Source organism: Haloleucobacter ellipsoideus (assembly GCF_052491725.1).
Window position 1 is genome coordinate 430,023 of record NZ_JBQWAR010000018.1, and the last position, 18,212, is coordinate 448,234.

The window sequence follows — 18,212 nt, forward strand, 5'->3', positions numbered from 1 at the left end:
GCGCGTCGGCCTATGGTGCGCCGGGCGAGCATGTCTCAGCCCAGTATATGGTCCGGCCAGGGATTGCGTCCCTCTGCCAGCCAGCTGAGCGTGTCTGTCCAGAAACCGCTTTCATGGCTGGCATGGAACAGGTTGAAGTGGCCGATCTGCTCCCGCCCATAATCCCCGGGGTGAAGAAGAACGGCTGTCCGCGGCGCCTGTGCATAATAGGACAGGGTGCGACGGATGGCGCGCACCGTTCCCAGTTCGTCATCCGACATGGCTACAGCCAGAATGGGGGCGCGGAATGAGGACATTCCGGCCAGCACCTTTTCTCTCTCCGGCTCCGGGTGGCTGAGTTCAAAGCGCTTCCTGCGGAAGCTCCACTCATGGGCCACCCCGGCGGGCAGGTCTTCCAGCCATCCGAATTTGCGCCCAGGAAAATAGCCCCACAACGCTGTCGCCATGGGCATGGCCACATGCCATTTCAGCAAAAGGCGCAGGCGACGTTCGCGGGCATAATCTCCACACCATGCATATTGCGCGCCCATGGTCAGCATGCGGTCGATATCACCGCAGCTTTCGGCCAGCCCCGGCAGAAAGCCGCCAATGCTGTGCCCGATAACCATGAGAGGCGCCTTGCCCGGATGCTGCTTCATGAAGCGCAGCGCGGCCTCAAAATCCCTTTCCCCCCAATCCCGCCACCGATAGCCGCATCCGCGCAGACGCGCGGGGCGAGACTGGCCGATGCCGCGATAGTCATAGGTCAGCACCTCGAAGCCGTGGCGCGCCAGAAAACGGGCATATCTGTGGTAGTATCTTGCCAGAACGCCCGTGGCGGGATTGATGATGACCTTTCCCTTCAGGGGCTGGCCCGTGGCGGGAAAAAGCTGTGCGCCCAGCATCACACCATCGTGGCAGGTGAGGGTGATGTGCGCATCTTCATGCGGGGGGTGTGAAGCAGCCGGTTTCATGGCTTGAAGATAAGCACATATCATGCTCATGTATATTCACTGGTCAGTATATATGAACCCATGGACAAGCCCCAGCCTTCCACATCCGAGCGCATTGTTGAGGCTGCCAGCGGGCTGTTTCACGCGGAAGGCATTCGTGCCGTGAGCATGGATGCCGTGGCCGCCCGCGCAGGGGTGACCAAGCGCACTCTCTATTACCATTTCCGCAGCAAGGATGATCTGATCGCCGCCTATCTGGAGAGGCGTGATCTGCCCAACCTTGCCGCGTTCCAGCGCTGGTTCGAGGCTGCGCCGGGGGATGTCGCCGATAAGGTCGGGGCGATCTTTCTCAAGCTTGCGGAACGGGCCCGGAAACCGGAATGGAAGGGGTGCGGCTTCCTGCGGACATCGGTGGAGCTGATAAACCTACCCGGCCACCCGGCTCTGGTGCGCGGGCGGGAGCACAAGAAGCGCGTTGAGAACTGGTTCGCCGGCATGCTGGAAGAAGCGGGAGACACGGTACAAGCCCGTCTTCTGGCACAACAGATCATGGTGCTGCTGGACGGGTGTTTCTCGGTTGTCCTCCTGCATCGCGACCCGGGCTACATGGCGGCAGCAGGACATGCCGCCATGATGCTGGTGCGGGCGCATATGCGGGAAGCGGAAGAATGAAACGGGGCTGGCCCCGCCTGTCCTTGTCCTGCCTCTGTCAGTGGGTCTCTTCCAGATAGCGCCGCTTGAGATGCGCCTTGAAGATAGCGGCATTGAGCGGCTGTCCGCTTGCCTGCCGCACCAGCTCATCCGTTTCCAGCAGGCTGCCCTTGGCGTGGATATGGGCGCGCAGCCAGAGGAGCAATGGCTGGAAATCTCCGCGCGCAATGCCCGGCAGAATGTCTGCATCCGCGCGGCATGCGGCATCGAAAAGCTGCGCGGCGGTCATGGCGCCCAATGTATAGGTGGGGAAATAGCCCCAGCCGCCGCTGGGCCAGTGAATATCCTGAAGGCAGCCCAGCCGGTCATCCGGCGGTGTGATGCCGAGCAGGGCATCCATCTGCCGGGCCCATGCCTCCGGCAGTTCGGCGAGGGGCAAATCCCCGGCAATCATCGCCTTTTCCAGCCGGTAGCGCAGAATGACATGGGCCGGATAGGTCACCTCATCCGCATCGACCCGGATGAAACCGCGGGAGACGCGGGTATAGCTCCGCCACATGGCATCTTCCGCCCATGCCGGGCCGGAGCCGCCAAATGTCTCGCGCATCCGGGGCGCGGCGAAGGTCAGGAACTGGCGGCTTCTGCATGCCTGCATCTCCATGAGCAGGGACTGGCTCTCATGAATGCTCATGGAGCGGGCCTGCCCCACAGGCTGTTCAAAACAGGCGGAAGGGCGGCCCTGTTCATACAAGGCATGGCCGGTTTCATGCAGCACACCCATCAGAGCGCTGGAAAAGTCGCTTTCATCATAGCGGGTCGTGATCCGCACATCATGGTCTGCACCGCCGCAGAAGGGGTGGGTGGAGATATCGAGGCGGCCGCGATTAAAATCGAAGCCCAGCACCTTCATCATCTCCAGACCCAGTGCCCGTTGCCGCTCCACCGGAAAAGGCCCCTCGGGGGCTGGAGTCTGCGGGCGACGGGCCTGTTTTTCCAGAACCTCCACCGTGAAGGCGGGCAGAAAAGCGGCCAGATCATCGAACAGCACATCAATGCGTTCCGAGCTGCCGCCGGGCTCATAGTCGTTCAGCAGGGCATCATAGGGAGAAAGCCCCAGCTTCTCTCCTTTCGCCACTCCCATCTCGCGTTTCAGGCGCAGAACCTCTTCGAGGGCCGGGCGCAGGGCGGCGAAATCGGCATCGGCCCGGGCCTGTCGCCAGGCTATCTCGCTATTGGAAACAGCCCGGCTGAAAGCCTCCACAAGATCCGCAGGCAAAGCGGTTTCAGCCGTCCACAAGCGACGGATCTCGCGCAGGTTGGCGCGCTCCCATTCTCCCAGATTCCCATCACTGTCCGCCGCGGCGAGCCATTCCCCGATCCGGGTGTCGGTCACCATGTCGTGGTGCAGCACGCGCAGCAGTGCAATGCTTTCGGCGCGGCTTCCTGCCGCCCCTTTCGGCATCATGGTTTCCACATCCCAGTGCAGAATGCCGATGGCATTGGAAAGAGCGGAAGCGCGGGCAAAATGCGCGCTCAAATCGGCATAGGCGGTCATGGCTGTATCCTGTACGGGAATCGCGAGGGGCCGGAGCGATCAGGCTAAGTCCTCAACAGGGCAGGAAAAAGCAGAACTCCCGGTGACACCCATAAAAAAGCCCCGACGCAGGACTGCGCCGGGGTGCGAGGAGGTCAAACATATGGCGTCAGAAACGGACGCCTGAAACTCAGGCCGCCTTGTTGTCCAGCCGGAGCGAGAGCACGGACTCGAAGCCTTCGAATTCCGGGCCGCCAATATAATTGACGCGGTTGCTGTTGGCCCCCGCATCCTTGTGCGCCTGGCGGAAAGCCTCGGACTTTGTCCAGGCCTCGAAATCCGCCTTCTCCTTCCAGATGGTGTGGGAGATATAGAGCGTGTGATCCTCGCGGACGGGACCCTTGCACAGATCGAATTCCACAAAGCCCGGCACTTCGGCGATATAGCTGTCGCGCTCGCGCCAGACGCGCTCGAATTCGGCTTCCGAACCGTGTTTTACCTTGAAACGGTTGGTGGCAATGAACATGGGTTTCACTCCGTTTGAACTGCTCTGTCCCTCAGGACATCACTTGATATAGGGGGAGGGGGCCGCGGCTGCGATCACATCGCCCCCAAGGGTTACCCGCAGGCCCGCCTTGAAGGTGAGCCCCGCGCTGGGGAGGAACTGCTGATACTGAGTATACTGCTCGTTCAGCAGGTTCTCCAGTGCGAAGGAGGCGGTGACCCACTCATTCGCCTGATAGGAGAGATAGGCGTTCACAAGGTTGAAGCTGTCTGTCTCCAGGGCGGCCAGGGAGCTGGCGGAAAGGTCGGAGGGCAGGTCGCTTGCGGTCTTGGCGGCAACCCACTGCCAGCGCACGGAGGCCGTCAGCCGGCTGTCGAACAGGCGCGTGCCGATGGTAGTGGCCACGGTGTTGGGCATCACCGTGGTCAGCGGCTCGTTGTCTTCCTTGTTCTTGCCGGAAGAGACGGTGGCGTTGAAGCCGATGAACCACTGGCCGGCGTCATACATGCCCTCGAACTCGAAACCCTCGAGCTTGGCGGATGACACATTCTGGTACTGATAGCACATCATCCAGCCGGTGGCGCGGCAGATGGGGCTCGAGCCGGTCATATAGACCGTATTGATGAAGTCATCGACATCATTGCGATAGTAGTTGGCCTTCGCACGGATCTTGTCGCCGCCGGTGAACAGGTCATCATACTTCAGATTGACGCCGATTTCCTTGTTCTTGCCGATTTCCGCCTTCAGGTCGGGGTTGGGCAGGAAGCCGAAGGAGAAGAAGGGGCTGACACGGGGGTGCTCGCCATCCACCAGGGATTCAGTCACGGAAGGCGCGCGATAGCCTTCGGCATAGGTGCCATAGACCGTCAGCCATTCCACCGGGGTGATCGCGACGGTGATCTTGGGGGAGATGCGATCCCCGCTGGTGCCGTCCGTATATTCACCCTTCAGGTCATAGCTGTCCCAGCGCACCGCGGCGATGGTTTCGAGCCAGCTGGTCCAGTTGCCCTTCCACTGGGCGAAGGCGCCGCCCACCGAGCGCTTGCCCGAAGGGTTGTAGCCGGCGCCGAAGCCGAAATTGTCCTCGTTCTTCACGTCATCATGGAAATAGTCGCCACCCAGCGTGATGACATTGCTGATCGACCCGACATTGAAGCGCGAGCTGTTGTTGATATCAAAGCCGAGCGTGTCGATCTTGAACTGTCGCGGGTCGCCAAGGCAGCCTGTGGTGGTGTTGCAGGTGCCGGCCACCTTCACCTGATCCTGCTTGACCTGGTTCCAGTAGGCGCTGGAGCGCCAGTCGATCAGGTTGTTGTCCGGATTGCTGTAATTGTAGCTGATGGTCGCGGTACGGTTGGTGACATCCGTCTGGTACTGCGTGGCCGATGCCGGGATCTGGCCATCGACAAGGGCGCTGTTATAGGTGGTGTATGTGCTGTCGAAGTTCAGGCCTTCGAGCTTGATCTCGTGGAATTCGGCAGGGCGGAACGTGGCCTTTGCGATGCCGGTCCAAGTCTCATTGTTGGTGTTGGGGACGACATTGCCATCACCATCCTCATAATTGGACCGGGCCCGCTTGGTGAAGCCGAGGAACAGGTCCACATTCTGGCCAACCCGCGCCGCGCCAAACAGGGAGCCGAACCCTTCCGGGCCATTCGATCCGAATTCGCCATTGGCCTCCATGGCCCAGAGCTGGCTGTCCTTCAGCAGGTCGCTGGCATCCTTGGTGCGGAAGTTGACCACGCCACCGATGGCGCCCGAGCCATAGATATTGGCGACCGGGCCGCGGATGACCTCGACATTCGTCAGCAGGGAGGGCTCAAGGAAGAAGGAGCCGGCGCCATCATTATGGCCGATCTGCGTAAAGTTCTGGCGCGCGCCGTCAATCGTCACGGCAACACGGCCGAAATCCTGCAGGCCACGGATATTGATCGAGGCCTGGGTGGAATTGCCATTCTGCAGCACGGTGGTGCCGGGCATTCCGAAGAACACCTCCTGCACCGTGGAGGGCATATAGTCATGCAATTCGCGCTGGGTCACCACGCTCACGCCGGCCAGCGCATCGACAGCGCGCTCGGCCTGGCTGCGGGTGGCGACAACTGTCATGGTATCAAGTGCAATCTCATCCGTGCCGGATGATGCGGCGCGGGCCGTATCGCTGGCTGGGGCCTGTCCTTGGGCCTGCCTCTGGGCCGGAGGTTGGGTCTGGGCGAAAACCGCCGAACTGGATGCAATAACCAGCGCGCCAACCGCTACACCACGCAAAAGGGTGTCCTGAAAATGCATTGAAAAAGACGAGAAAAACCGCCGTTGAGCCATAACCATCTCCAGATCGATCAGGCTGGCTACCGCCCAGAAAATGGACGTGGCGTGCCGCAGGCGCCTCAAGCCTGCCGCAGTTTGACTATCGTTCTGCCTACATATAGTCAAGTAATCGTCAATACGCTCCCCGGAAGTGGAGCTATTCAAAACTGTATCTCGAAAATACGCCCCCGGGAATGGGCATCAAGGCATTTGATTTGCTTGATTCATGCGCCATTTTAACAGGGTTGTTTGGAGATATTCAAAGATGGAGCTGTTTTAAAGTGATCAAGAGCCTGCTCCTTGCTCTCTCCATCACGTATGCCGCCGGGCTATACGGTGTGGCGGGTGCCGCCATGGCTGCGGAGACACAATCAGCGAAAACCCCTGCCGCATCTTACAAGGTGACCGATGCCCGTAACCGGGAGGTTGTGATCACCGATGCATCCCGCATTGCCTCCATTGGCGGTGCGGTGACAGAGATTCTCTATGCGATGGGGCTGGGTGACCGGGTCATCGCGGTGGACCAGACCAGCACCTTCCCCCTTGAGGTGAAGGCCAAGCCTGATGTCGGCTATGCGCGCACCCTTTCGCCGGAGGGCGTCCTTTCGGTCGGGCCCAGCCTGATTCTCGCCACCGACGGGGCCGGCCCGCGCACCACTATTGATGTGCTGGAGCACGCCTCGATTCCCGTTGTCATGATTCCCGAGGCGCATGATGCCGATGGCGTGGTGCGCAAGATCGAGCTGATCGCGGCGGCTGTCGGCGAGCCTGAAAAGGGACGTGCTCTCGCTGAAGCTGTCCGGGCAGATTTCGAGGTGGTGGCCAAGGCGCTGGAGCAGGTGAAGGATGAGCCGCGCGCGGTCTTCGTCATGTCCGCCTCCGGCGGCGCGGCGGTCGTGGGTGGCTCGGATACCAGTGCGGATGCCATGTTCCGTCTGGCACGGGTTACCAATGCGATGTCCGCCATCAAGGGGTACAAGCCGGCGCAGGACGAGGCGGCGATGATCTCCGAGCCCGACGCCGTGATTGTGATGCGCGATGGCGGGCAGAAGCTGGATGCCGATACCATTTTCGCGCTTCCCACCTTTATGGGTACGCCTGCGGCACGGGACCGCAAGCTGCTGACCTATCCCGGCTCCTATCTTCTGGGCTTTGGCCCGCGCGCGCCTTTTGCGGTGCGTGATCTGGCGGTGGCCCTGCATCCCGGCCTGGAGATTCCCGAATTGCCCGCGCGTCCGTGGCATACGGAGCTGGCTCAATGAGTGTTGAAAACTCCTCGCTGCCGCTGACGGCTGAGCGAGATGCGGCCCGCCCGGTGCTGGCGGGGCTGGTCCTGTTCGGGGTTCTGGCTGTCGTGGCCTTTGTCTGTGCGCTGGCGATCGGCCCGTTTTCGATTCCCCCCAGCCGCATTCTGGCGGTGATGTGGGAAGCGTGGAACGGGGTTGAAACCCATACGAGCGCCATGCTGCGTGAACGTGTGGTGGTGATGGATGTGCGTTTTCCGCGTGCGGTTCTCGGCATTCTGGTGGGGGCGGGCACCGCGGTTGCCGGGGCCATCATGCAGGGCATTTTCCGCAATCCTCTGGCAGATCCGGGCCTTATCGGCGTTGCGCCGGGGGCCGGGCTTGCCGCTGTGGCGTGGATGGTGATCGGCTCATCCTATCTTGTGCATCTGCCGGATTTCTTTCAGGTGATGGGCCTGCCGATCGCGGCCTTTCTGGGCGGCCTTGTCACCACCCTTGTGATCAGCCGTCTGGCGACCAAGGATGGGCGGACCTCGGTTGCCACGCTGCTGTTCGCCGGTCTGGCCATCGGCGCGATGGCGGCGGCAGGAACCGGCATTCTGGTCTTCATCGCCACCGAGCAGCAAACCCGTGAGCTGCTGTTCTGGACCATGGGCAGCCTTGCCGGCGCCACCTGGATCAAGGTTGCCATCGCGGCGCCTCTTGTTCTCGCGCTTCTGGTGCTTGCCCCCTTCATGGCGCGGGGGCTGGATGCGATGGCACTGGGCGAGGCGGAAGCCTTCCATGTGGGCATTCCGGTGCAGAAGCTGAAATGGGTGGCCATTATTGGCGTTGCGGCAGGTGTTGGCGCTTCTGTCGCGGCCGCGGGCGTGGTGGGCTTCATCGGCCTCATGGTGCCGCATCTGGCCCGTCTTGCGCTTGGGCCATCCCATCGCGCCCTGTTGCCGGCCTCCGCGCTTCTGGGGGCGGCGGTGCTGCTGAGTGCGGATATATTCGCGCGCATGGCGGCTCCCCCGGCCGAGGTTCCGATCGGCATCGTCACCGCGCTGGTGGGTGCGCCCTTCTTCCTGTGGCTGCTTCTGCGCCGCCGAGCCTTCGTGGGGTGATGATGTACGAAGGAAAAGATGTTCGCGTGGTCATGAATGGCCGCACCCTGCTGAATGGCGTGGATCTTCAGCTTCGCGAGGGACAGATCACGGTTCTGGTCGGGCCGAACGGGGCGGGCAAGTCCACGCTGCTCAAGGCGCTTTCCGGGGAGCACAGGCTTGCCGGCGGGCGTGTGAGCCTCGATGGCATATCCATATCCGATCTCTCGCCGATGGATATGGCGCGGCGACGGGCCGTTCTGCCCCAGTCCGTGGAGGTGGCCTTTGCCTTTACGGTGGCCGAGGTCATCACCGTGGGGGTCATGGGGGCCGGCAAGCGGGAGAGCGCGCGGGTGACGCGCCTTCTGGACGCGGTGGATCTGCCCGGCTTTGCCGGGCGGCGTTATGACAGCCTTTCCGGTGGCGAGCGCCAGCGGGTGCAGCTTGCCCGCGTTCTGGCGCAGCTGGAATGCGGCCATGCCGACAAGCCGAGCTATCTGTTTCTGGATGAGCCGACAGCCAGTCTGGATCTCGCCCATCAGTTCGTGGTGCTGCGCCTTGCGCGTGCGCATGCGGACAAGGGCGGCGGGGTTCTGGCCGTGCTGCATGATCTCAATCTTGCGGCGATGGTTGCAGACCGGATCGTCGTTCTGGCCAGGGGAGAGATCGTGGCGGATGGCACGGTCGAGGACGTCATCTGTGATGAGGTGATCGAGCGGGCATTCGGTGTATCCGTACGCGTGGGGGTGCCCCCGGCCGGGCCCTATGTGCTGCCCCAGAATATCCGCCATCCGTCCGGCCCCGCCTGAGGCCGGAGAGACAGGAAAGGGGCGGCCCGGATTATCCGCTCGCCCCTTTCATTGGCCGGTTCAGGGCAGCTCCTGTGCAGCTTTCAGCACGGCTTCGGCATGCCCGGCCACTTTCACTTTGGGCCAGACCTGAGCGATATGTCCTTCGCGGTCGATGAGGAAAGTCGTGCGGGTGATCCCCATGAACTTGCGCCCATACAGGCTTTTTTCACCCCACACCCCATAGGCTTCCAGCATCTCGTGGCTTTCATCCGAGCCGAGGGGGAATGCCAGCGCGTTCTTGTCGCGGAACTTGTCCTGGGCCTTCACAGGGTCGGCCGAGACGCCGAGAATGGCCGTATCCGCCGCCTCGAACTGCGCGCGCAGGCCATTGAAGGCAATGGCCTCCTGTGTGCAGCCGGGGGTGCTGGCCTTGGGGTAGAAATAAAGCACCAGCTTGCGCCCTGCGAAGTCCGACAGCGCAACCTCGCCCTCTCCATCCCGCTTGAGGCGAAAGGGGGGTGCTTTCGTGCCAGTTTCGGGAATATTCGTCATTCGCCTTCCTTTCGACGTGTTCCGCGTCATAGGGCTTAACGGAGTGATGAGTATGGGGGTGCTCACGGGCCGTGAATACCCTGTGGCACAGGCGCTGCCTTTCGGCGCGCGCCGGGCCGGACCGGGGATGCAGGATACGCCCGTCTGCAAGACATGTGGTATCCCGCAAAATGGTCTTTCCCGCATCTTTACGCCGCGGGTGCAGCATGGGCAGTGTGCCATGGTAGCGAATCGCATCCCTGATTACCGGGGCGACATGTAGGAGCGCGTTCAGGCCGTACGCGTCTTTGCGGGAGGAAATGGCCGGCATGCAGCAGGGGACGCCGAATCCGGCACCGATGCCTCGTGAACCACGCCGCGCGCGCGTGCGCGGAATCATGGGCGCCATGGTGCCGCGTGGGCGTGCGGGCCGGGTCTTTGTCGGCATCTGTCTCAGCCTGATCGCCCTGGGCTCCCTGGCCGCTCTCATCCTTTACGGTCTCATCGCCTCCGGCGCTGTCACGGCCAATATCGCCACGCCATATATCGAGCAGGCTTTGGCCGAGCGGATCGGCAAGGGGCACAAGGTCACCATTGGCGAAACCTCGCTCGAAACCTCGAAGGATGGCGCCTTCGCGGTGGTGGTGCACGATATCCGCGTGACCGGGCCCGATGGGCAGCTCATCGTCAATGCGCCCAGCGCGGCCGTGGAGCTGGATGGCTCTCTGCTTTCGCCCATGCCCAAGGCGCGGCGGGTGGATCTGATCGGCGCGGAAATGATCATCCGGATCAGCGCGTCAGGCCATGTGGAGGTTGCCGCCGGCACCGCCAGCACCCCGCCTGCCGCCATCGAGGACAACAGCGCCGAGCCTCCGCTTGAGGTGGAGCGCCACGAGCCGGAGGGGTCCGGTTCCCTGATCCCCGCACCGATCGCCGAGGCCATCGGCGCGGCGGACCCGCTCCATCTCACCGCGCTGGCCCACTGGGCGGATGCCATGGACAAGGCCGGCTTTGACGGCAATGCGCTGGCGGATGTGGGGCTGCGCAATGGCACCCTCATTGTCGAGAATGAAAGCTCCGGGCGTCGCATCATCTTCCGGCATATCAGCATGCGCCTGGCCCGCCCGGTCGGCGGTGGGGCAGACCTGACCTTCACCTCGCAGGGCCCGCATGGGGTGGCGACGGCGCTTGCCCAGATCGGGCCGATGCGGGAGGGTGAGCGTGAGGTGAAGCTCACCATACGTGATGTTTCCACGCGGGATCTGGTGCAGGCTTTCACCAAGGATCACCGCCGCTTCTACATGGATACCCCGCTCAATGCGGCGCTCAGGGCCCGCATTGGCCCCGCAGGAGAGGTGAAGGAAGCCACGGCACAGGTGGACCTTGGTGCCGGCTCCTTCGGCAATGGCGAGCACAAGCAGGAGCGGTTCGTCATCGATTATGCGCGTCTGGGGGCGCGTCTTGATCCTGAAAAGCGGGTCATCATGGTTTCCCCGCTGATTGCGCAGAAAAACCAGAACAAGGTGGAGCTGCGGGGGCAAATTCAGGTGCCGGCCCAGGCGCGGGACCCGTGGAAGTTCGAACTCTCGCCCATGGAAGTGGTGTTTCAGGGCGATGAGATGGAAGAGCCGCCCCTGCATATCAACCGCTTCCGCATGGCGGGGGATTTCAACCCGCTCACCAGGCAGCTCATGGTCCAGAACGGCTTTCTGGGCAGTGACACAGGCAGCTTCGATTTCACGCTGTTCATCGATTTCGGGGCGCAGGTGCCCTATCTGAAGCTGGATGGGGTGGCCTCTCCCATGCCGGTTGCCACGGTGAAGCGCATCTGGCCGGTGAACATCGCCCCGGGTGCACGTGATTTCACCATCCAGAATGTTTCCGGCGGTACGGCAGATGGCATCACGCTGGCCGTGAACATCCCGCTCAATCTCATCGGCCAGAAGGATGTGCCCCTGCCGGAGGATGCGGTGCGCTTCACCATCCGTGGCGAGGGGGTGAGCCTGCGCCCGGTGAAGGGCCTGCCGCCGGTGGTGGATTCAAGGCTGAATATTCTCGTCACCGGCCGCACCGTGCGGATCGACATGCCGGAAGGCACGATGGTGACCCCCCGCAACCAGCGCATTGCCGTGCGGGATGGCGTGATGTTCATGCCTGATTATTTCCCGCGTGAGCCAGCCGCGCAGATCAGCGTGAAATTTGACGGCCCTGCCGATGGCGCGGTCGAGATTCTGGGGATGGAGCCCTTGAAGGGCCCGACAGGGGCGGCCTTTGATCCCTCCACCACGCAGGGGCATTTCTCCGCGCTGCTGCAGCTCAATGTCATCTTTCGCAAGATCATGCGTCCGGAGGATCTGGACTATTCGCTGGAAGCCACGCTGACCGATTTTGGCGTGGCCAATGTCTTCAAGCAGCAGCGTCTGGAGGGGGCGACAGTGAAGGCCTTCGCCTCGCCCGCCGGCATTGTCCTGCGTGGAGACGGGCGGCTGGCGGGTGCGCCCCTGGCCTTTGACTATGACAAGAAGAAAGAGGTCGCTGACGCCAGCATCAGTGTGAATGCAAGGCTGGATGAAGCCGCGCGCAAGCGGCTGGGCATGTCTATCCCCGGCCTTTCCGGCGTGGTGGGAGTGAGCCTTGTGGGCACCACCAACAACAAGGACACGAAGGCGCAGACCGAGCTGGACCTGACCAATGCCGGGCTGACAGACCTGCTGCCCGGCCTGAGCAAGCGGGTTGGGCGTCCGCTCAAGGCGCGCTTCACCATGGATGATTCCGGCCCGAATGTCCGCCTGAAGGATCTGGTGGTGGAAGGCTCGGGTATTCTGCTGCGTGGCAATGTGGAAATGACCGATGGCGGAGACCTGCTCAACGCCTCCTTCCCTGTCTTCCAGCTCTCCGATGGCGACAAGGCCACGCTGAAGGCGGACAAGAGCGGCAGCGTGCTCAAGATCCAGATCAACGGGGAGGTGATGGATGCCCGTCGCATCCTCGACAGCCTGATGGGCTCTCCCAGTGATTCAGGGGGCGGCAGCCAGAAGATGCTGGATGTCGATCTGGATGCCCAGATCGGCGCGCTGACGGGGAACCATGGGGAAATCCTACGCCAGTTCAGCCTGTTCGTGGCGCGGCGCGGTGTGGCGGTGACCGATTTTCGCCTGAAGGCGCGGGTGGGGCGCGATTCCGCGCTGAGCGGCGGCATGCGCACTCTCCCCGATCGCCGGAAGGTGCTTGAGGTTTCCACCGCCGATGCCGGCGCCATCATGCGCTTTCTGGATCTTTATGCGAAGGTGCGCGGTGGTGAGGCGGAGCTTGTCGTCGACCCCCCGCGCAGTGATAATCGTCCGCAGGGGGGCATCATCAATGTGCGCAATTTCGCCATTCAGGATGAGCCGGCCCTTCAGCAGCTCTCCACGGCGGCGCGCGATGCTTCCGGCAATATTGTCGGCGGTACCGCACCTTTCGAAAAGGCGCAGGCCAGTTTCGTGCGCTCGCCGGGCAAGCTGGCGATCAGCGATGGTGCGATCTGGGGGCCTTCGGTTGGCGCGACTTTTGATGGCAGCCTGAATTTCGCAACAGACCAGATTGCCATTCGCGGTACATTCGTGCCGGCCTATGCGCTCAACAATATTTTCTCGAAGGTGCCGGTTCTGGGCATGTTTCTGGGGGGCGGGCCAAATGAGGGGCTGCTGGGGGTGACCTTCGAGGTCGTCGGCTCCATGAGCCGCGGGCCGACCTTGCGCATCAACCCCATTTCCGCGGTGGCGCCGGGCTTCTTGCGCAAACTGTTCGAGTTCCGCGACAATTCCGGCAACCAGACCCGTTGATGGCCGTTTTCAGCGCACCCGGTTCCGCACCCTGTGGAACCATCGCCCGAGACCGGAGCGCTTGGGCGGGCTTTTGACGGGGAAGCGGGAAAGGGCGCGTGTCCATTCCGCATCATGCCCTTCCCAGCGCCAGCCGCCGGGAATATCCGGGTCGATCGCGATGGTGGTGATCTCCGGGCGGGGGGAGGGCGGCTCCCCTTCCGGGGAGATCATCGCCACATGCCATTGCCGGTGGTAGCGGCCCAGTGCCTGCACCAGCCGCTCGGTCTGGTCATCATCCAGAAAACGGGAGATGACATAGAGGGTGGGCATGTTGCGGGTGCGCAACTGGGTGCGAAACTTCCCGGCGAGATAATCGAACCGCTGGCGGGCGATGGGGTAAAGCTCCACCATTCTTTCGGGTGTCAGATCATAGACATGCTCACCGAACTGGTGCGGGTGCGAGGTGAGCAGATGCTTGTGACGGGCACAGCCCTCCGGGCCGATTTCCAGATCCTCCAGCTCGAAAACGCCGCGGAAATCCTCTCGGAAATAGGTGAGCAACGCTTCCGGCGGGGTGACCTGCCAGTCAAACAGGAAGGTGCCGGGCGGCCGGATGTGCAGGGATTCCAGATGCCGTGTGATCTGGTAGCGGGTCACGCAGAATTGCCCGAGGCTGATGAGATACTCATAAGATTCAGGTTTCTGGTCCCGGCTGGAGCGCATATCCGGTTTCCGTTCTGGCAATTTTTCTGTCAGTCCATGCCTGAACATGGGCACTGTGCAGTGCAGGCCCGGTGCAGGGATGGCCGGGCGGAAAAGCCGGCCCATTGAGGCCGGCTTTCCCGCAAATCGTGTCCGCGCCTCACACGGGCTTGAGAAGGACGTGCTTCTTCTTGCCCAGGGAGAGCTTGATGACGCCTTCCGCTGTCAGGTCGCGGGCAGAAAGCTGGGCCTTTTCATCGCTCACGGTTGCATCATTCACCTTCAGCCCGCCGCCCTTGATCTGCCGGCGCGCCTCGCTGGTGGAGGCGACAAGGGATGCCAGCACAAAGGCATTGGCCACACCAAGGCCAGCCTCAAGCTCGGCCTGCGGCACCTCGATGGTGGGCAGGTTCACGGCCAGAGCCCCTTCCGCAAAGGTGGTGCGGGCGGTTTCCCGGGCCTGCTCGGCAGCCGCGCGTCCGTGCAGAATGGCGGTCGCCTCGGTGGCCAGAACCTCCTTGGCCGCATTGATCTCTTGCCCCTGAAGGGCTGCAAGGCGGGCAATCTCATCCAGCGGCAGCTCGGTGAAGAGCTTGAGGAAGCGCTCCACATCGGCATCACCCGTATTGCGGAAATACTGCCAGTATTCATATGGGGCGAGCAGGTCAGCATCCAGCCACACCGCCCCGCCAGCGGTCTTGCCCATTTTCGCGCCGGAAGAGGTGGTGAGCAGCGGGGTGGTGAGGCCATACAGCTCCAGCCCATGCATGCGCCGGCCCAGCTCCAGCCCGTTGATGATGTTGCCCCACTGGTCCGATCCGCCCATCTGCAGCACGCAGCCATGGCGCTTGTTCAGCTCCACGAAATCATAGGCCTGAAGGATCATGTAGTTGAATTCGAGGAAGGTGAGCGGCTGCTCACGCTCCAGCCGCAGCTTCACGGAATCGAAGGTGAGCATGCGGTTGATGGTGAAATGCGGCCCCACCTCGCGCAGCATGGCGATATATTTCAACTCGTCCAGCCAATCGGCATTGTTGACGAGCTGGGCGCCGGCATTGAAATCAAGGAAGGTTTCAAACACCCGGCGGATGGAGGCGATATTGGCGTTGATCTGCTCTTCGGTGAGCATCTTGCGCGCTTCATCCTTGCCGGAAGGATCGCCGATCTTGGTGGTGCCGCCGCCCATGAGTGCAATGGGGTTATGCCCCGTGCGCTGCAGGGTGCGCAGCATCATGATGGAGAGCAGATGGCCGGCATGCAGGCTGGAAGCGGTGGCATCAAAGCCGATATAGGCGGTGATCGGGCCGGCCGCTGCCTTGGCGTCGAGTGCCTCAAGGTCCGAGCACTGGTGAATATAGCCGCGCTCATGGAGCGTGCGCATGAATTCTGAGCGGAAGGCAGGAGAGGTCATCGTTCTCTTTTCGGCCGTGCAGCGGGTGGGTTGTAAAGCGGAAAGATGTGCTGGTTTATCAGGTCATGCACAAGAATGCATCGGCCAAGAAGCGGGGCGGAGAAATGCGTGTCATCGGGCTCATGAGCGGCACCTCCATGGATGGGGTGGATGCGGCGCTGATCGATACGGATGGTGAAGCGGTGTTCTGGCTCGGCCCTTCCATCACCCTGCCTTATGATGCGCAAACCCGCGCTTTGCTTGTACAGGCCATGGAGGATGCACAGGGCGTGAACGAGCGCACCAGCAGGCCCGGGGCGCTGGCCGGAGCCGAGCAGCGCATGACCGATGTGCATGAGGAGGCCGTGCGGGCCTTGCTGGCCTCACTGCGCCTTTCCCCCGCCGATATCGATGCCGTGGGCTTCCATGGCCAGACGGTGATTCACCGCCCGGATGTGCGCCTGACGGTCCAGATCGGTGAGGGCCAGAGGCTGGCTTCCGCTCTTGGCGTGCCGGTGGTGGCGGATTTCCGTGCGGCGGATGTCGCGGCAGGTGGGCAGGGCGCGCCGCTGGTGCCGGTGTTCCATGCCGCGCTGGCAGCGGCGTTGGGAGGCGAGGGGCGCTGGCCCCTGGCGGTGCTGAATGTTGGCGGGGTGGCGAATGTCACCGTTCTTTCCCCGGATACATCGCCGGTGGCCTGTGATACCGGCCCCGGCAATGCGCTGCTGGATGATTTCATGATGGCCCGCACGGGCCGTCCCTATGATGAAGATGGCGCAATGGCTGCGCGCGGGCAGGTGGATGAAGCCTTGCTGGCGCTGTGGCTGGACCACTCCTTCTTTGGCCAGGGCGCGCCGAAATCGCTGGATCGCAATGCGTTTCGTGCATTCATTGCCAGCCGTGGAAGCACGGACCACCTCTCGCTGGAAGATGGCGCGGCGACGCTGACGGCGCTGACCGCCGCAACGGTTGCACGGTTTGTGGATCATCTGCCACAGGCGCCTCGGCGCTGGATCATTGCCGGCGGTGGCGCCCGCAATCCCACCTTGTGCGCCATGCTGGGCACGCGGCTGGGGGTGAAGGTGGAGCCGGCCGAAAGCGTCGGCTGGTCTGCGGATGCGCTGGAGGCGCACGCTTTCGGCTTTCTGGCCGCACGCAGCCTGCGCGGTCTGCCGCTGACTTTCCCCAGCACAACAGGCGTGCCGGAACCGCTCAGTGGCGGGGTCTGCTTCCGTCCATAGCTCAGTTGTCGAGGTGCAGGTGATAGGTGAAAAACTTTTGCTCCCGCACCCAGCCACAGCTTTCATAGAGGGCCTGCCCGGGCAGATTATCAACCGCCGTGATAAGTGAGAGCCTTGCCGCGCCCAGTGTGCGGGCATGGCGCGCGGCAGCTTCCAGCAAAGCGCGTCCCGTTCCGGTGCGGCGGGCCTGTGGTGCCACGAACAGGTCATTCAGCACAAAGACGCGCCGCATCAGTACGGATGAGAAGGTGGGGAAAAGCTGGGTGAAGCCGACGGTCTCGCCCTTCTCTTCGGCCAGAAACAGCACGGACTGGCCATGCTCGAACCGGGCCTTCAAAAAGGCGCGCGCACCGGCCAGGTCGCCCGGTTGCCCATAAAACTGGCGATAGGCATCCAGAAGCGGGACAAGGGCCTCCAGATCTTCCAGCGCGGCCTGACGGATGAGCGGCATCACTTCTTCTCCACTGGAGGGGCAGGGCATGAAAAAGGGCCGGAAAAGCTCCGGCCCTTGATGCTGTCAGGCATTCTCCCGGCAGGGATCAGCCTTCGACACTCACCCCTCGGCATCGACCTTGCGGGAGCCGGGCAGGCGCTTGTCCAGATAGGTGCCGATGACACCCATCAGCTCATCCGTGCGGCCATCGAAGAAGTGGTTGGCCCCTTCAACAACCTGCTGCTCGATGACGATGCCCTTTTGTGTCTTCAGCTTCTCCACAAGCGTGGCGACGGCCGAGGTGGGCACCACCGAGTCCTTGTCCCCATGCACGAAAATGCCGGAGGAAGGGCAGGGGGCAAGGAAGGAGAAGTCATACAGGTTCGCGGGCGCGGCCACGGAGATGAAGCCCTCCACCTCCGGCCGGCGCATCAGCAGCTGCATGCCGATCCATGCGCCAAAGGAGAAGCCGGCGATCCAGCAGGCACGGGCATCGGGATTGATGGACTGCGCCCAGTCCAGCGCGGCGGCGGCATCGGAGAGCTCGCCCGTTCCATGGTCGAAGGAGCCCTGCGAGCGACCCACGCCACGGAAGTTGAAACGAAGCACCGAAAAGCCGCGGTTCACAAACTGGTAGTACAGATTATAGACCACCGGATTGTTCATCGTGCCGCCAAACTGCGGATGCGGATGAAGAATGATGGCGATAGGTGCATTGCGGGTCTTGGCGGGCTGGTAACGGCCTTCGAGCCGCCCTTTTTCTCCAGGAAAAATGACTTCAGGCATGAGAATCCGCAACCTCTGTGTAGCAATGCCACGGGCGATGAAGAAAGATCTTGCCGGTCTTACAGCTGATCTGACAAAAGAAACGCCGGTGCCGACGCAACGTTCAGCCTGACCGATACACTCTGCTGAACCCGGCCATGCCTTGACTTCAAGACAGGTGCAACCTATCGCTCAACGATATATTGCATGATGTTTCCGGCAGGCATGTGAAGGCAAGTTACGTTGCGTAACGGAAATAGGTGGAATGTCACATATGCCTTTTATTCAAGGCAAATGC

15 protein-coding genes are annotated in these 18,212 nt (G+C 62.4%); 6 read left to right on the plus strand and 9 right to left on the minus strand.

The genetic code is table 11. The features are described from left to right. Window positions 1-35: 35 nt before the first annotated feature. Window positions 36-953 (minus strand): alpha/beta hydrolase family protein, encoded by a 918-nt coding sequence (locus ACT6QG_RS09295; protein ID WP_444977289.1) that lies wholly within the window; start codon window positions 951-953, stop codon window positions 36-38. A gap of 60 nt (window positions 954-1,013) precedes the next feature. Between ACT6QG_RS09295 and ACT6QG_RS09300 the strand changes: the two genes are divergently transcribed. Next, window positions 1,014-1,604 (plus strand): TetR/AcrR family transcriptional regulator, encoded by a 591-nt coding sequence (locus ACT6QG_RS09300; RefSeq protein WP_444977290.1) that lies wholly within the window; start codon window positions 1,014-1,016, stop codon window positions 1,602-1,604. Between the two features lie 37 nt (window positions 1,605-1,641). Here the strand turns inward: ACT6QG_RS09300 and ACT6QG_RS09305 are convergent, their stop codons facing one another. The 3 genes from ACT6QG_RS09305 to ACT6QG_RS09315 form a co-directional block, all read right to left on the minus strand. Next, window positions 1,642-3,138: a carboxypeptidase M32 gene (locus ACT6QG_RS09305; protein ID WP_444977291.1), complete on the minus strand. Its 1,497-nt coding sequence runs from the start codon at window positions 3,136-3,138 to the stop codon at window positions 1,642-1,644. Between the two features lie 169 nt (window positions 3,139-3,307). Further along, entirely contained in the window at window positions 3,308-3,643 is a 336-nt protein-coding gene (gene hmuQ, locus ACT6QG_RS09310) for a heme-degrading protein HmuQ (protein WP_444977292.1), read from the minus strand. 39 nt (window positions 3,644-3,682) lie between these two features. Continuing rightward, complete coding sequence (locus ACT6QG_RS09315; RefSeq protein WP_444977293.1) at window positions 3,683-5,887, minus strand: TonB-dependent hemoglobin/transferrin/lactoferrin family receptor; 2,205 nt, start codon at window positions 5,885-5,887, stop codon at window positions 3,683-3,685. Between the two features lie 320 nt (window positions 5,888-6,207). Between ACT6QG_RS09315 and ACT6QG_RS09320 the strand changes: the two genes are divergently transcribed. From ACT6QG_RS09320 to ACT6QG_RS09330, 3 genes are read left to right on the plus strand one after another with little or no spacing between them, the layout of a single operon-like run. Next, a complete protein-coding gene (locus ACT6QG_RS09320; RefSeq protein ID WP_444977294.1) occupies window positions 6,208-7,188 on the plus strand; it encodes a heme/hemin ABC transporter substrate-binding protein in 981 nt (326 codons plus the stop codon). Beyond that, window positions 7,185-8,276 carry a FecCD family ABC transporter permease gene (locus ACT6QG_RS09325; protein ID WP_444977295.1) on the plus strand — a complete coding sequence of 364 codons (1,092 nt, stop codon included), beginning with the start codon at window positions 7,185-7,187 and terminating at the stop codon, window positions 8,274-8,276. The genes ACT6QG_RS09320 and ACT6QG_RS09325 overlap by 4 nt, the downstream gene beginning before the upstream one ends. A 2-nt stretch (window positions 8,277-8,278) precedes the next feature. After that, window positions 8,279-9,064, plus strand: a complete 786-nt coding sequence (locus ACT6QG_RS09330; protein ID WP_444977296.1) for a heme ABC transporter ATP-binding protein — start codon at window positions 8,279-8,281, stop codon at window positions 9,062-9,064. A 60-nt stretch (window positions 9,065-9,124) separates the two neighbouring features. On the opposite strand, the gene bcp is transcribed toward ACT6QG_RS09330, so the two are convergent. Beyond that, window positions 9,125-9,760, minus strand: coding sequence for a thioredoxin-dependent thiol peroxidase (bcp, locus tag ACT6QG_RS09335; RefSeq protein WP_444977441.1), 636 nt, complete (start codon window positions 9,758-9,760; stop codon window positions 9,125-9,127). 176 nt (window positions 9,761-9,936) lie between these two features. Here bcp and ACT6QG_RS09340 point away from each other — a divergent pair, with 176 nt between their 5' ends. Further along, a complete protein-coding gene (locus ACT6QG_RS09340; RefSeq protein ID WP_444977297.1) occupies window positions 9,937-13,401 on the plus strand; it encodes a hypothetical protein in 3,465 nt (1,154 codons plus the stop codon). A gap of 9 nt (window positions 13,402-13,410) precedes the next feature. On the opposite strand, the gene ACT6QG_RS09345 is transcribed toward ACT6QG_RS09340, so the two are convergent. After that, a complete protein-coding gene (locus ACT6QG_RS09345; RefSeq protein ID WP_444977298.1) occupies window positions 13,411-14,106 on the minus strand; it encodes a hypothetical protein in 696 nt (231 codons plus the stop codon). Between the two features lie 139 nt (window positions 14,107-14,245). Further along, window positions 14,246-15,496 carry a tyrosine--tRNA ligase gene (gene tyrS / locus ACT6QG_RS09350; protein ID WP_444977299.1) on the minus strand — a complete coding sequence of 417 codons (1,251 nt, stop codon included), beginning with the start codon at window positions 15,494-15,496 and terminating at the stop codon, window positions 14,246-14,248. 104 nt (window positions 15,497-15,600) lie between these two features. Here tyrS and ACT6QG_RS09355 point away from each other — a divergent pair, with 104 nt between their 5' ends. Next, complete coding sequence (locus ACT6QG_RS09355; RefSeq protein ID WP_444977442.1) at window positions 15,601-16,716, plus strand: anhydro-N-acetylmuramic acid kinase; 1,116 nt, start codon at window positions 15,601-15,603, stop codon at window positions 16,714-16,716. Window position 16,717: 1 nt separating this feature from the next. Here the strand turns inward: ACT6QG_RS09355 and ACT6QG_RS09360 are convergent, their stop codons facing one another. Together ACT6QG_RS09360 and ACT6QG_RS09365 are read right to left on the minus strand one after the other, a co-directional pair. Then, window positions 16,718-17,167 carry a GNAT family N-acetyltransferase gene (locus ACT6QG_RS09360; protein WP_444977300.1) on the minus strand — a complete coding sequence of 150 codons (450 nt, stop codon included), beginning with the start codon at window positions 17,165-17,167 and terminating at the stop codon, window positions 16,718-16,720. Between the two features lie 102 nt (window positions 17,168-17,269). After that, the gene (locus ACT6QG_RS09365; RefSeq protein ID WP_444977301.1) at window positions 17,270-17,935 is read right to left on the minus strand and encodes an alpha/beta hydrolase; all 666 of its coding nucleotides are present in this window, start codon (window positions 17,933-17,935) and stop codon (window positions 17,270-17,272) included. Window positions 17,936-18,212: the final 277 nt, after the last annotated feature.

What these genes read in the sequence shown, in the direction of transcription:
- ACT6QG_RS09295 (WP_444977289.1), bottom strand. Translation starts at nt 953, where the DNA reads ATGAAACCGGCTGCTTCACACCCCCCGCATGAAGATGCGCACATCACC.
- ACT6QG_RS09300 (WP_444977290.1), top strand. Translation starts at nt 1,014, where the DNA reads ATGGACAAGCCCCAGCCTTCCACATCCGAGCGCATTGTTGAGGCTGCC.
- ACT6QG_RS09305 (WP_444977291.1), bottom strand. Translation starts at nt 3,138, where the DNA reads ATGACCGCCTATGCCGATTTGAGCGCGCATTTTGCCCGCGCTTCCGCT.
- hmuQ (WP_444977292.1), bottom strand. Translation starts at nt 3,643, where the DNA reads ATGTTCATTGCCACCAACCGTTTCAAGGTAAAACACGGTTCGGAAGCC.
- ACT6QG_RS09325 (WP_444977295.1), top strand. Translation starts at nt 7,185, where the DNA reads ATGAGTGTTGAAAACTCCTCGCTGCCGCTGACGGCTGAGCGAGATGCG.
- ACT6QG_RS09330 (WP_444977296.1), top strand. Translation starts at nt 8,279, where the DNA reads ATGTACGAAGGAAAAGATGTTCGCGTGGTCATGAATGGCCGCACCCTG.
- ACT6QG_RS09340 (WP_444977297.1), top strand. Translation starts at nt 9,937, where the DNA reads ATGCCTCGTGAACCACGCCGCGCGCGCGTGCGCGGAATCATGGGCGCC.
- ACT6QG_RS09345 (WP_444977298.1), bottom strand. Translation starts at nt 14,106, where the DNA reads ATGCGCTCCAGCCGGGACCAGAAACCTGAATCTTATGAGTATCTCATC.
- tyrS (WP_444977299.1), bottom strand. Translation starts at nt 15,496, where the DNA reads ATGACCTCTCCTGCCTTCCGCTCAGAATTCATGCGCACGCTCCATGAG.
- ACT6QG_RS09355 (WP_444977442.1), top strand. Translation starts at nt 15,601, where the DNA reads ATGCGTGTCATCGGGCTCATGAGCGGCACCTCCATGGATGGGGTGGAT.
- ACT6QG_RS09360 (WP_444977300.1), bottom strand. Translation starts at nt 17,167, where the DNA reads ATGCCGCTCATCCGTCAGGCCGCGCTGGAAGATCTGGAGGCCCTTGTC.
- ACT6QG_RS09365 (WP_444977301.1), bottom strand. Translation starts at nt 17,935, where the DNA reads ATGCCTGAAGTCATTTTTCCTGGAGAAAAAGGGCGGCTCGAAGGCCGT.